The following is a 12,314-nucleotide window of genomic DNA, read 5'->3' as shown; positions in this document are numbered from 1 at the left end:
CATGAGCGGCGCGATGCGCAGGATCGGGGAGTACCTCGGCCTGGTCGAGGACACCGGCCGGTACGACGACGAGTACGACCAGTACGACGGCGACGACGACTACACGCAGGAGACCCAGGCCGTCGCCGCTCGCCCGGCTCGCGCGCCCAAGACCCGCGAGGTCCGCGCTGCCCAGCCCGCGCCGGTCGCCGACCTCGCCGAGCGGCGGCGTCCGACGGTCGCCCCGGTCGGCTCCGTGGCCGAGCTGTCCCGGATCGTCACCCTGCACCCGAGCACGTACAACGAGGCGCGCACCGTCGGCGAGCACTTCCGCGACGGCACGCCGGTCATCATGAACCTCACCGAGATGGACGACGCCGACGCCAAGCGCCTGGTCGACTTCGCGGCCGGGCTGGTGTTTGCGACGCGTGGGACCATCGAGCGGGTGACCAACAAGGTCTTCCTGCTCTCGCCCGCCAACGTGTCCGTCACCGCCGAGGACAAGCGTCGCATCGTCGAGGGCGACTTCTTCAACCAGAGCTGAGACCCCTCCCGGGGTCGGGTTCGCGTCAACGCAGGAGCGCAGTTCTCAGGTGGAAGCCGTCGGCAACATCCTTCTGATCATCCTCTACGTGTTCTTCGGGATGCTCTGGATCCGGTTCATCGTCGATTGGGTGCAGGTGTTCGCGCGCGGCTGGAGCCCGCGCGGGCCGCTGCTCGTGGTGCTGGAGGCGGTCTACACCGCCACCGACCCGCCGATCAAGGCGCTGCGCCGGGTGATCCCGCCCCTCCGGCTGGGGAGCATCTCCCTCGACCTGAGCTTCCTGATCGTGATGATCTGCACCTACGTGCTGATCGCCGTGGTGCGGTCGGCCTTCGGAGTCTGAGCCCGGTCGGCCCCGGGTCCGTCCGTGCCCGGGGTCCCGCCGAGCCCTGCTGAGTCACACCAGTCCCACGGCAGGCGCTATTGTTCGACGGACAGATCTACTTCTCGACGAATGAATGGGTGAAGTCATGCCACTGACGCCTGAGGACGTGAGTAACAAGCGGTTTACTCCCGTCCGGCTTCGTGAGGGCTACGACATGGGCGAGGTGGACCAGTTCCTCGACGAGGTCGAGGCAGAGCTCGCGCGGCTGACCAAGGAGAACGACGACCTCCGGTCGAAGCTCGCGGCCGCCCAGTCCGGTGCCCCGGTCGCGACCCCGGTCCCCGAGCCGACCCCCGCGCCGGCCCCGGTCGTCGAGAAGGCCCCCGAGCCCGAGCCGGAGCCGACCCCCACGCCCGCCCCCGTGGTGGCCGCCAGCCCGGTCGAGACCATCCGCGTCGAGACCGTGCCGCAGGCGTCCAACGCCGCCGCCCGGCTGCTGGAGATCGCCACCCGCAACGCCGACGAGCTCGTCGACGAGGCCAAGAACGAGGCCGACGAGATCGTCGGCTCCGCCCGCACCCGCGCCGAGCGCCTCGAGGGCGAGGCCAAGACCAAGGCCGACCGCCTCGAGGCGGACGCCCGCACCCGCGCCCAGATGCTGGACTCGGAGACGGCCGAGCGCCGGCAGCAGATGTTCGGCGAGCTGGAGCGTGAGCGCGACCGGCTCAGCGGCGAGGTCGAGACCCTGCGCTCCTTCGAGCGCGAGTACCGCTCGCGGCTCAAGAGCTACTTCACCCAGCAGCTGGAGGCCCTCAGCGGCTCCGGCGAGACGGCTGCGCCGACCGACGAGCCCCCGGCTCCGAAGCGGCTCCGCTCGATCCTGGGCGACGACGAGGCCTGAGCGCCCGCACCCTGCTCCATCCGGACGGCCGGTTCCCCGAGGGGGACCGGCCGTTCCGCATGTCGGACGGGTCTGTACCGGTGTGCCACCTTTTCGGGACTGGCTTGACCGGCTACTGTCCCTGCACACCAGTGGCCTCGCCACGTGCTCGGCCCCGGATGGAGGCAGTCGATGACTCGCAGCACCAGGAAGTCGCTGGCCGGGCAGGCGGCCACGGCCGCCCGCAAGGTGATCTCGCGCCGGTCCACCAAGACCGCGTCCGAGACCGCCGAGCCGGCGAAGCCGCGGACGGCCACCTCGAAGAAGGCCGCGGCGAAGAACTCCACCCCTGCCACGAAGCCGACACCGGCGAAGAAGGCCGCCCCCGCCGCGAAGTCGGCGCCGGCGAAGAAGTCGGCGCCGGCCAAGAAGTCGGCGCCGGCCAAGAAGTCGGCGCCGGCGAAGAAGGCGCCCGCGGTGACGAAGGCGCCGGCCGCCAAGAAGTCGTCGCCCGCGACGAAGGCCGCGCCGGCGAAGAAGTCGACGCCCGCGAGGAAGGCGCCTGCTGCGAAGAAGGCCTCGCCGGCCGCCAAGGCGCCCGCGAAGAAGGCCGCGCCCGCCACGAAGGCCCCTGCCGCGAAGAAGACATCGCCGGCGACGAAGGCGCCGCCCGCGAAGAAGGCGGTGACCAGGAAGTCGGCCGCGAAGAAGGCGCCGGCGAACGCGCTGGTGGTCAAGGACGGCGAGTCGCCGTGGACCAAGTCCGAGCTGGCCGAGGTGCTGGCCGAGCTGCACGACCAGCGCACGCACAGCGCCGAGATCGTGAGCACCCAGGAGGCCGAGCTCTCGGGCCTGATGCGCGACTCCGGTGACGGAGCCGGTCAGGACCAGGCCGACGTCGGCGCCTCGAGCTTCGAGCGCGACCACGAGATGACCGTGCTGGCGATGGAGCGCGAGAAGCTCGCCCAGATCGACCACGCCCTCTCGCGCATCGACGACGGCACGTACGGCGTCTGCGAGTCCTGCGGTCAGCCCGTCGGCAAGATGCGGCTGATGGCCTTTCCCCGTGCGACACTCTGCATGACATGCAAGCAGCGCGAGGAACGTCGCTGAGCGACACCGAGACCCCGTCCGGCGCCCGCCGGGCCCTCCGGCGATGGCCCCTGTTCGCCGTGGTGGCCGCCGTCCTGTACGCCGTGGACCAGATCTCCAAGTGGCAGGCGGAGAAGCACCTCGAGGGCCGGGCGGACGTCCCGGTCGTCGGCGACCTGCTGCAGCTGCGGCTGGTCTACAACCCGGGCGCCGCCTTCAGCCTCGGCACCGAGTACACCGTCGTCCTCAGCTGCGTCGCGATGATCGCGGCCGTGGCCGTCCTGTGGTTCAGCCGCCGGTTGGGCAGCACCGCCTGGGCGGTCGCCCTGGGCTTCCTGATGGCGGGTGTCTGCGGCAACCTCACCGACCGGCTCTTCCGGGACCCGGGTCCGCTGCGCGGGCACGTGGTCGACTTCCTGATGCTGCCGAACTTCCCGATCTTCAACGTCGCCGACATCTGCATCAACGTCGCCGCCGGTCTGATCCTGATCCAGGCCTTCCGCGGCATCCGCCTCGACGGCACCCGCGTGAGCGACGAGGAAGCCGACGAGTGACGCAGGCGGACCACCGGACCCTGCCCGTCCCCGAGAGCCTCGCCGGTGAGCGGGTCGACGCCGCGATGGCCCAGCTGTTCGGCCTCTCCCGCACCCGGGCCGCCGACCTGATCGCCCAGGGCCAGGTGCTCGTCGACGGCTCCGAGGTCGGCAAGAGCGACCGGGTCTTCCCCGGGGCGATGCTCGATGTCACGATCCCGGCGGCCGTGGACCCGTTGGAGGTCGTCCCCGAGGTGGTCGAGGGGATCGGGATCATCCACGACGACGACTCGATCGTCGTCATCGACAAGCCCGTCGGCGTGGCCGTGCACCCCTCACCGGGGTGGAGCGGTCCCACCGTGGTCGGGCACCTCGCCGGCGCGGGCTTCCGGATCGCGACCAGCGGTGCCTCCGAGCGCCAGGGCATCGTCCAGCGCCTCGACGTCGGCACCTCGGGCGTGATGGTGATCGCGAAGTCCGAGCACGCCTACTCCCTGCTGAAGAACGCCTTCCGTCAGCGCACCGTCGAGAAGACCTACCACGCGCTGGTGCAGGGGCATCCGGACCCGCTCGAGGGCACCGTCGACGCCCCGATCGGCCGGCACCCGAAGGCGGACTACAAGTTCGCCGTGATGGCCGACGGGCGCCCCAGCGTCACCCACTACGAGACGCTCGAGGCCCACCGGTTCGCGAGCCTGCTCGAGGTTCACCTGGAGACCGGCCGGACCCACCAGATCCGGGTACACATGTCGGCGCTGAAGCACCCGTGCGTGGGGGACCTGACGTACGGCGCGGACCCGACGCTGGCCAAGCGCGTGGGCCTGGAGCGGCAGTGGCTGCACGCCGTGCGGCTCGGCTTCGAGCACCCCGACACCGGCGAGCACGTCGAGTACGAGTCGTCGTACCCCGACGACCTCGCGCACGCCCTCGCCGTCATCCGAGATGCCCACTGATCCGGACTCCGCGCTGCTGCTGAGGCCCGCCACCCAGGCCGACGCCGCCGCGGTGGGCGAGGTCCACCTCGCGGCCCGTCGGGAGGCCGAGGGCGGGGGAGCGATGCCCCCGTCGGTCCACGCCGACGAGGAGACCCGGCGCTGGCTCGCCGCCCGTCTCGGGGAGGACCAGGCGTGGGTGGCCGAGCAGGACGGCCGCGTCGTCGGCTACGCGCGCTTCACCCCGACCTGGCTCGACGACCTCTACGTGCTGCCGTCGTACGCCGGCCGCGGCGTCGGCTCGGCCCTGCTCGACCTGGTCAAGTCCCAGCGCCCGGACGGGTTCTGCCTGTGGGTCTTCGAGGCGAACGCTCCGGCCCGCGCGTTCTACGCCGGACACGGACTGGTGGAGCTGGAGCGCACCGACGGCTCGGCCAACGAGGAGCGCGCGCCGGACATCCGGGTCGCGTGGCCGGGGGAGGAGCCGCTGCGCTTCCTGCGCGGCCTGATCGACGACGTCGACGCCCAGCTGGGCGACCTGCTCGAGCGTCGTGCGGCGCTGACCGCGGCGGTCCAGGGCGTCAAGCACGACCGGACCCGCGACCCCGCCCGCGAGCGCTCCATCGCCGAGACGATGGCCCAGCGCGCGCCCACGCTGGGAGCCGAGCGGCTGGCCCGGATCATGCACGCCGTGATCACCGAGAGCCTCGACGCGAGCTGACCGACGGCCACCGGGACTGTCGGCGGAGGCTGCCAGGATGAGGTCCCGTGGTCGCGTAGGCTGACGTCCTTCCCCCAGGATCGTTTGCCGACGCCTCCGGCTGTTGATGCTGCCTGCCCGAACTGTTGCTGACGAGGAGCGCCCCGCGACGATGTCGACCGGTCAGAAGGACTCGTTCGTCCACCTGCACGTGCACACCGAGTACTCCATGCTCGACGGTGCCTCGCTGCTGGGCGGGCTGTTCAGCCGGACGGCCGAGCTGGGGATGCCGGCCATCGCGATGACCGACCACGGCAACATGCACGGCGCCTTCGACTTCTACTCCAAGGCCCGCAAGCACGGCGTGAAGCCGATCATCGGCATCGAGGCCTACATCACCCCCGACACTCCCCGCGGCGAGCGCAAGCGGGTCCGGTGGGGCAAGGGCGACATCGCCGAGGAGGGCGGCAACGACGTCGCCGGTGGCGGCGCCTACACCCACATGACGATGTGGGCCGAGTCGACGAAGGGCATGCACAACCTCTTCAAGCTCTCCTCGCGCTCCAGCCTGGAGGGGTTCTTCTACAAGCCCCGGATGGACAAGGAGATCCTCGCCGAGCACGCCGAGGGGATCATCGTCAGCACCGGCTGCCCCAGCGGCGCGATCCAGACCCGCCTGCGGCTGGGCCAGTGGGACGAGGCGGTCCGCGAGGCCGGCGAGCTGCAGGACATGTTCGGCAAGGACAGCGTCTTCCTGGAGCTGATGGACCACGACATCTCCATCGAGAAGCGGGTCCGCGACGACCTGCTGAAGCTCGGCCGCGAGCTCGGCATCCCGCCGCTGGCCACCAACGACTCCCACTACAACAACCCCGAGGACGCCGACGCCCACGACGCCCTCATCTGCGTCGCGTCCGGCAAGCGACTCGCCGACACCAACCGGCTGAAGTTCGACGGCGGCGGCTACTACATCAAGTCCGCCGCCGAGATGCGCGAGCTGTGGGCCGTCCGGCACGGCATGCCCGAGGCCTGCGACAACACCCTCGCGATCGCCGAGCGCTGCGACGTCGAGTTCACCGAGTCGACCGGCGGCTACATGGCCCGCGCCGACGTCCCCGAGAGCGAGACCGAGGAGAGCTGGTTCCGCAAGGAGGTCTGGCGCGGCATCGAGGCGCGCTACCCCGGTGAGCGGCTGACGCAGGAGGTCAAGGACCGCGTCGAGATGGAGCTCGGCGTCATCTCGCAGAAGGGCTACTGCGGCTACTACCTCGTGGTCGCCGACTTCATCCAGTGGTCCAAGCGCAACGGCATCCGGGTCGGCCCGGGCCGTGGCTCGGGTGCCGGCTCGATCGCGGCATACGCCCTGAGCATCACCGACCTGTGCCCGCTGGAGCACGGGCTGTTCTTCGAGCGGTTCCTCAACCCCGAGCGTCCCTCGATGCCCGACTTCGACATCGACTTCGACGACGCGCGCCGCGGCGAGGTCATCAAGTACGTCACCGACAAGTACGGCACCGAGCGCGTCGCCCAGATCGCCACCTTCGGCCGGCTGAAGTCCAAGGCGGCCATCAAGGACGCCGCGCGCGTGCTCGACCACGGGTTCGCGATCTCCGACCGCATCACCAAGGCCCTGCCGGCCGACGTGATGGGCAAGGGCGTGCCGCTCAAGGAGCTGTTCAACCCCGAGCACAAGCGCTACGCCGAGGGTGGCGAGTTCCGCGCGCTGCACGACTCCGACGTCGACGTCCGCACCATCTACAGCACCGCGGTCGGCCTCGAGGGCCAGATCCGCAACTGGGGCGTGCACGCCGCCGGCGTGATCATGTCCAGCGAGCCGATCATCGACGTCGTCCCGATCATGGCCCGCCCGCAGGACGGCGCGGTCATCACCCAGTTCGACTACCCGATGTGCGAGTCGCTCGGGCTGGTCAAGATGGACTTCCTCGGCCTCTCCAACCTGCGCATCCTCGAGGACGCGCTGAGCAACATCAAGGCCAACCTCGACGAGACCGTCGTGCTGGAGGAGGTCGGGTTCGACGACCGGGCGACCTACGAGCTGATGGGTCGCGGCGACACCCTCGGCGTGTTCCAGCTCGATGGTGGCGGCATGCGCGCGCTGCTGCGCTCCATGCTGCCCGACAAGTTCGCCGACATCACCGCCGTCAGCGCGCTCTACCGACCGGGCCCGATGGGTGCGGACTCCCACAACAAGTACGCCCGCCGCAAGAACGGCCGCGAGCCGATCGAGCCGATCCACCCGGCGCTGGCCGAGGCGCTGGAACCGGTCCTGGGCGAGACCTACGGTCTGATCGTCTACCAGGAGCAGGTGATGGCGATCGCCCAGGTCCTGGCCGGCTTCACGCTGGGCGCCGCAGACAACCTGCGCCGGGCCATGGGCAAGAAGAAGAAGGAGGAGCTCGACAAGCAGTACGCCGGCTTCCAGGCCGGGATGCTCGAGCGCGGCTACCCGCAGGACGCGATCGACACCCTCTGGGCGATCCTGCTGCCCTTCTCCGACTACGCCTTCAACAAGTCCCACTCCGCCGCGTACGGCGTCATCACCTACTGGACCGCCTACCTCAAGGCCAACTACCCGGCCGAGTACATGGCCGCCCTGCTCACGTCCGCGAAGGACGACAAGGACAAGCTGGCCATCTACCTCAACGAGTGCCGGCGGATGAAGATCCGGGTGCTTCCGCCCGACGTCAACGAGTCGGCCCACAACTTCACCCCGGTCGGCACCGACATCCGCTTCGGCCTGACCGCGATCCGCAACGTCGGCGCCAACGTGGTCACCGGCATCGTGGAGGCCCGTGAGGAGAAGGGTCGCTACTCCGACTTCAACGACTTCATGGAGAAGGTCCCCGCGCTGGTCTGCAACAAGCGGGTGATCGAGTCGCTGATCAAGGCCGGGGCGTTCGACGAGATGCAGCACCGCCGCCGGGCGCTGGTCGCGATCCACGAGACCGCGGTCGACCAGTACGTCGACATCAAGCGCAACGAGGCGATCGGCCAGGACTCGCTCTTCGGTGGCCTCGACGACAGCGCCGGGGGCGGGTTCGGGATCTCGGTGACGGTTCCCGACATCGACGACTGGGACAAGATGACGCTGCTCGGCCACGAGCGCGACATGCTCGGCCTCTACGTCTCCGACCACCCGCTGCTCGGCCTCGAGCACGTGCTCCGCGACACCTCCGACTGCTCCATCGGTCAGCTGATGCTCGACGAGGACCGCTCCGACGGCTCGCCCATCGCCCTCACCGGCCTGGTCACGTCCGTGCAGCGCAAGATCACCAAGCGCGGCGACTCGTGGGCGATGATCACCCTCGAGGACCTCGACGGCGCGATCGACGTGCTGCTGTTCCCCAGCTCCTACCAGCTGGCCGCTCCCTACCTCACCGAGGACGCGATCATCACGGTGCGCGGCCGGCTCTCGAAGAGCAAGGACCAGCCGGAGATCCACGGCCAGGAGGTCAGCGTCCCCGACATCTCCGACGGCCCCAGCGGCCCGGTGGTGATCAGCCTCCCGCGGACCCGGTGCACCGCTCCCGTGGTGGCCCAGCTCAAGGACGTGCTCGGCACCCACCGGGGCACGACCGAGGTGCGGCTGCGTTTGCTGACCCGAGATAAGACCTTGGTCATGGCCCTGGAGAACCGCGTCACGCCGAGCTCGGCCCTGTTCGCCGATCTCAAGCAGCTGCTGGGGCCCGGTTGCCTGACGAGCTGAGCCGGGTCCGACGCGACCGGCGGGTCGCGCTCGGGCAGGGGCTCGCCGTCGTGGCGCTCTTCGCTGCGCTGGGTGTCGCCGCCGGTTGGGTGTGGCACGAGATCTGGACCCCTCCGCTCGGGGTCGTGTCCGACCACACCTGGTATCCCCAGCCCTACATGCCGGGGCGCCAGGCCGAGTTCGACGCGATCGCGCTCTACGTCCTCGTGGCCCTGGCCACGGGGGTCCTCGGTGGCCTGGTGTGCGCGCTGGTGCTGGCCCGCACCGAGCTGGTGACGGTCGCCGCCCTCGCGGTGGGCTCCTGCCTGGCCGCCTGGCTGATGGCGCGGGTCGGCATGTCGCTCGGCCCCCCGGATCCCGACGTCCTGGCCAAGGCCGTGCCGGACGGTGAGCGGCTTCCCGGCGACCTGACGCTGACCGGTCTCAGCCCCTACGTCGCGCTTCCGGTGGGCGCGCTGTCGGCGACCCTGGTGGTGTTCCTCGCGACGCTCAACCGGCGTCCGCAATGACCCGCTGAGGACCCGGGCGCCGGGATAGGCTGCGGCCGTGTCCAGCCTGCCTCCCGGCCCTCCGCCGTCCAGCCCACCCCCGGCCGGCCCGCCGCCCAGCGGTCCGCCCCCGAGCAGCCCGCCTCCGGGCGCCGAGACGCTCGAGTACGGCGGCGGCGGGCCGATCCCGCCGCAGCGACCCCCGGGTGCGTCCGGCGGTGGTCGCAAGCGCTTCCTGCTGATCGCGGGTGCCGTCGTCGGCATCGGCGCGGTCGGCGGCGCGGCCTTCGGTGCCTGGTGGTACCTCTCGACCGGTCCGCAGCCGGCCGAGGCGCTGCCGGCCGACACCCTCGGCTACGTCAGCATCGACCTCGACCCGAGCGGTGAGCAGAAGCTCGACGCCCTGCGCACGCTGAAGAAGTTCCCGGTCATCGACGACGAGCTGGACCTCGGCGGCGACGTCCGCGACATCGACGTCAAGAAGTCGATCCTCGACGTCGTCCTGGCCGAGGCCCCGTGCGACCTCGACTACGGCGACGACATCGAGCCGTGGCTCGGTGACCGCGGTGCCGTCGCGGCCGTGGAGGCCGGTGAGGACGAGCCCTCCCCGGTGTTCGTCCTGCAGGTCACCGACGGCGAAGCCGCGCTCGACGGGCTGACGAAGGTCTTCACCTGCGGTGACGAGTCCGAGGAGCCCGGAATGGAGCTCGTCGGGGACGAGTGGATGCTGATCGCCGAGACCCCGGAGATCGCCGAGGACGTGGCCGCCGCGACCGAGGACGGCTCGCTGGCCGACGACGAGACCTTCCGGAAGTGGACCGAGGCCGCCGGTGACCCCGGCATCGTCACGATGTACGCCGCCCCGGCCGCCGGCGCGTTCCTCGCCGAGAACCTCGGCGGGCTGATGATGGGCATGACGCCGGACCTCTCCGACATGGCGACCTCGTCCGATGAGCTGCCCGAGGTGCCCGAGCTCTCCGAGGAGGAGTTCGCGGAGATGACGCCGGAGGAGCTCGACGCCTACTTCGAGGCGCTCACCAGCTCCACGGACGACCTGGGCGACGACCTGGGCGACGACCTGGGCGACGACCTGACCGGCGAGCTGGGCCAGGAGCTGGACGAGGCCACCGACGAGCTGCAGGAGACGCTGAAGGACTTCGAGGGCGCCGCGGTCAGCATCCGGTTCGACGGCGGCTCGATCGCGGTCGAGATGGTCGGCGACCCCGGGATGTACGGCGAGGGCGCCTACGACGGCGACGGCGGAGCCGAGGCGCTCGGCACCCTGCCCTCCGACACGATGGCCGCCTTCGGCATCGGGTTCGAGGACGGGTGGTTCGACGAGGTCCTGACCGCGGCGGCACCGTCGCTCGGCGAGGACCTCGAGACCCTCCTGCAGGAGATGGAGGAGATCACCGGGCTGAGCCTGCCCGAGGACGCCGAGGCGCTCTTCGGCGACTCCGCGACCCTCGCGGTGGGCGGAGGCCTGGATCCCGACGAGCTGTTCTCGCTCGAGGACCCGAGCTCCCTGCCGCTCGCCCTGAAGGTGCTGGGGGACCCGGACGAGGTGGAGGGGGTGCTCGACAAGATCCGCCCGCAGCTCGGCTCCGAGGAGGAGCTGCTCGGCAGCTCCTCCGAGGGCGATGCCGTCGCGGTCGGCCCGAACGCGGACTACCGCGACGAGGTGCTGGCCGAGGGCGGGCTCGGCGACTCGGACGCGTTCCAGGACGTCGTACCCGACGCCGACGACGTCGCCGCGGTGCTCTTCCTCGACCTCGACAGGCTGGCCTCGTTCATCACCGAGGGGATGGGTGACGACGACGAGCTCGCCGACAACCTCCGGCCCCTGGGGGCGCTCGGCATGAGCGCCTGGGAGGACGACGGCGTCTCGCACGCCCGGCTGCGGATCAGCACCGACTGACCCTGCTCGACCTCAGCTCCGGCCGACCTCGGCCGTGGTCGCCCCGGTGACCGCGACCAGGTCGGCCGGAGCTATTTCGAGGTCGAGACCGCGCCGGCCCGCCGAGACGTAGATCGTGGGGTGCACCAGGGCGCTCGCGTCGACGACGGTCGGGTGCGGACGCTTCTGGCCGACGGGGGAGATGCCACCCACGACGTACCCGGTCGCTCGCTCGGCGGCGTCCTTGTCGGCCATCGCCGCCTTGCTCCCGCCGACCGCCCGGGCCAGCGCCTTCAGGTCGAGCTGGCCGGAGACGGGGACGACAGCGACCGCCAGCCGCCCGTCCACGCTGGCCATCAGCGTCTTGAAGACCCGTGCCTGGTCGAGCCCGAGCGCCTCGGCCGCCTCGAGCCCGTAGGACTCCGCCCGCGGGTCGTGCTCGTAGGGGTGCAGCGTGAACGCCACCCCCGCCTTCGTCAGGGCGACGGTGGCGGGGGTGCCGCCGGCGGGCTTCTGCTTCTTGGCCACTAGTTAGGACTCCAGCGCGTGCGGGCGACCTCGGTGGCCGGCAGGGACGGGATCACGTTCATGGCGCGCAGCTCGGAGCGCAGTAGGTCGGTGACCAGGATCAGCCGCTCGCCGGCGTCCTCGGCCTCCAGGAGCGACTGGCGCTCGGGCATCGGCAGCGGGGCGCAGGCCGCCAGCGTCCAGGAGAGGTACGACGGGTCGCGGGGCAGCGCGCCGGAGTACGGGTCGGCCCGGATCCCGGCGAGTGCGGCGCGGTAGGCGGAGAAGGTGGCCCGGGCGGAGGTCAGCACCTGCTCCGGCACGGGGGTGGCGGCCTCGGGCCGGTCCTGGACGTGCCCGACCGGGAAGGGGCCGGTGGTGTCGAGGCGCTCCAGCTCGATCCGGTCGAGCCCGACCGCCACCGCGTCGAAGGTGCCGTCCTCGTGCGCGTCGACCTCGGTGAGCAGCACCTTGCAGCCGATCCGGTACAGCGACTGGGCACCGTGGTCGCCGACCTCGTAGCCCTCGCGGATGCCCACCGAGCCGAAGATCCGCTCCGTCGGGTCCTCGATCCGCAGCAGGTGATGGATCAGGGCGCGGTAGCGGTCCTCGAAGATGTGCAGCGGCACGCTGACGCCGGGGAAGAGGACCGTGTTCAGCGGGAACATCGGCAGCGTCGGCGTCACCCCTGCAAGGTAGTCCAGTCCTCG

General features: G+C 70.9%; 12 protein-coding genes. 10 read left to right on the top strand and 2 right to left on the bottom strand.

Features of this window, described 5'->3' with window-relative positions:
• Position 1 precedes the first annotated feature (1 nt).
• From VMF51_RS08850 to VMF51_RS08805, 10 genes are all read left to right on the top strand, one after another.
• The gene (locus VMF51_RS08850) at positions 2 to 523 is read left to right on the top strand and encodes a cell division protein SepF (RefSeq protein ID WP_325474050.1); all 522 of its coding nucleotides are present in this window, start codon (positions 2 to 4) and stop codon (positions 521 to 523) included.
• Between the two features lie 49 nt (positions 524 to 572).
• The gene (locus tag VMF51_RS08845; protein WP_325474049.1) at positions 573 to 866 is read left to right on the top strand and encodes a YggT family protein; all 294 of its coding nucleotides are present in this window, start codon (positions 573 to 575) and stop codon (positions 864 to 866) included.
• Between the two features lie 127 nt (positions 867 to 993).
• Complete coding sequence (locus VMF51_RS08840; RefSeq protein ID WP_325474048.1) at positions 994 to 1,749, top strand: DivIVA domain-containing protein; 756 nt, start codon at positions 994 to 996, stop codon at positions 1,747 to 1,749.
• A 171-nt stretch (positions 1,750 to 1,920) separates the two neighbouring features.
• Positions 1,921 to 2,841, top strand: a complete 921-nt coding sequence (locus VMF51_RS08835) for a TraR/DksA family transcriptional regulator (protein WP_325474047.1) — start codon at positions 1,921 to 1,923, stop codon at positions 2,839 to 2,841.
• Positions 2,814 to 3,374, top strand: coding sequence for a signal peptidase II (gene lspA / locus VMF51_RS08830; protein WP_325474046.1), 561 nt, complete (start codon positions 2,814 to 2,816; stop codon positions 3,372 to 3,374). The genes VMF51_RS08835 and lspA overlap by 28 nt, the downstream gene beginning before the upstream one ends.
• The gene (locus VMF51_RS08825; protein ID WP_325474045.1) at positions 3,371 to 4,306 is read left to right on the top strand and encodes an RluA family pseudouridine synthase; all 936 of its coding nucleotides are present in this window, start codon (positions 3,371 to 3,373) and stop codon (positions 4,304 to 4,306) included. Before lspA ends, VMF51_RS08825 begins: the two co-directional genes overlap by 4 nt.
• Positions 4,296 to 5,006 carry a GNAT family N-acetyltransferase gene (locus tag VMF51_RS08820; protein ID WP_325474044.1) on the top strand — a complete coding sequence of 237 codons (711 nt, stop codon included), beginning with the start codon at positions 4,296 to 4,298 and terminating at the stop codon, positions 5,004 to 5,006. Before VMF51_RS08825 ends, VMF51_RS08820 begins: the two co-directional genes overlap by 11 nt.
• A 151-nt stretch (positions 5,007 to 5,157) precedes the next feature.
• Positions 5,158 to 8,712 (top strand): DNA polymerase III subunit alpha, encoded by a 3,555-nt coding sequence (dnaE, locus tag VMF51_RS08815; RefSeq protein WP_325474043.1) that lies wholly within the window; start codon positions 5,158 to 5,160, stop codon positions 8,710 to 8,712.
• On the top strand, positions 8,697 to 9,221 hold the full coding sequence (locus VMF51_RS08810; protein WP_325474042.1) for a hypothetical protein: 525 nt from the start codon (positions 8,697 to 8,699) through the stop codon (positions 9,219 to 9,221). The genes dnaE and VMF51_RS08810 overlap by 16 nt, the downstream gene beginning before the upstream one ends.
• Before the next feature lie 37 nt (positions 9,222 to 9,258).
• Entirely contained in the window at positions 9,259 to 11,118 is a 1,860-nt protein-coding gene (locus tag VMF51_RS08805; protein ID WP_325474041.1) for a DUF3352 domain-containing protein, read from the top strand.
• Between the two features lie 12 nt (positions 11,119 to 11,130).
• On the opposite strand, the gene ybaK is transcribed toward VMF51_RS08805, so the two are convergent.
• A complete protein-coding gene (ybaK, locus tag VMF51_RS08800) occupies positions 11,131 to 11,625 on the bottom strand; it encodes a Cys-tRNA(Pro) deacylase (RefSeq protein ID WP_325474040.1) in 495 nt (164 codons plus the stop codon).
• Positions 11,625 to 12,290, bottom strand: a complete 666-nt coding sequence (locus VMF51_RS08795; RefSeq protein WP_325474039.1) for an LON peptidase substrate-binding domain-containing protein — start codon at positions 12,288 to 12,290, stop codon at positions 11,625 to 11,627. Before VMF51_RS08795 ends, ybaK begins: the two co-directional genes overlap by 1 nt.
• Between the last annotated feature and the right edge of the window lie 24 nt (positions 12,291 to 12,314).

The sequence above is a fragment of the Nocardioides sp. genome, assembly GCF_035503875.1.
Classification (GTDB): Bacteria; Actinomycetota; Actinomycetes; order Propionibacteriales; family Nocardioidaceae; genus Nocardioides.
Note: the sequence above shows the minus strand (reverse complement) of the source record. Positions and strands in the feature narration are given on the sequence as shown.

Coding starts and splice junctions, on each gene's coding strand:
- dnaE (WP_325474043.1), top strand. CDS start 5,158: ATGTCGACCGGTCAGAAGGACTCGTTCGTCCACCTGCACGTGCACACC.
- VMF51_RS08820 (WP_325474044.1), top strand. CDS start 4,296: ATGCCCACTGATCCGGACTCCGCGCTGCTGCTGAGGCCCGCCACCCAG.
- lspA (WP_325474046.1), top strand. CDS start 2,814: ATGCAAGCAGCGCGAGGAACGTCGCTGAGCGACACCGAGACCCCGTCC.
- VMF51_RS08840 (WP_325474048.1), top strand. CDS start 994: ATGCCACTGACGCCTGAGGACGTGAGTAACAAGCGGTTTACTCCCGTC.
- VMF51_RS08850 (WP_325474050.1), top strand. CDS start 2: ATGAGCGGCGCGATGCGCAGGATCGGGGAGTACCTCGGCCTGGTCGAG.
- VMF51_RS08835 (WP_325474047.1), top strand. CDS start 1,921: ATGACTCGCAGCACCAGGAAGTCGCTGGCCGGGCAGGCGGCCACGGCC.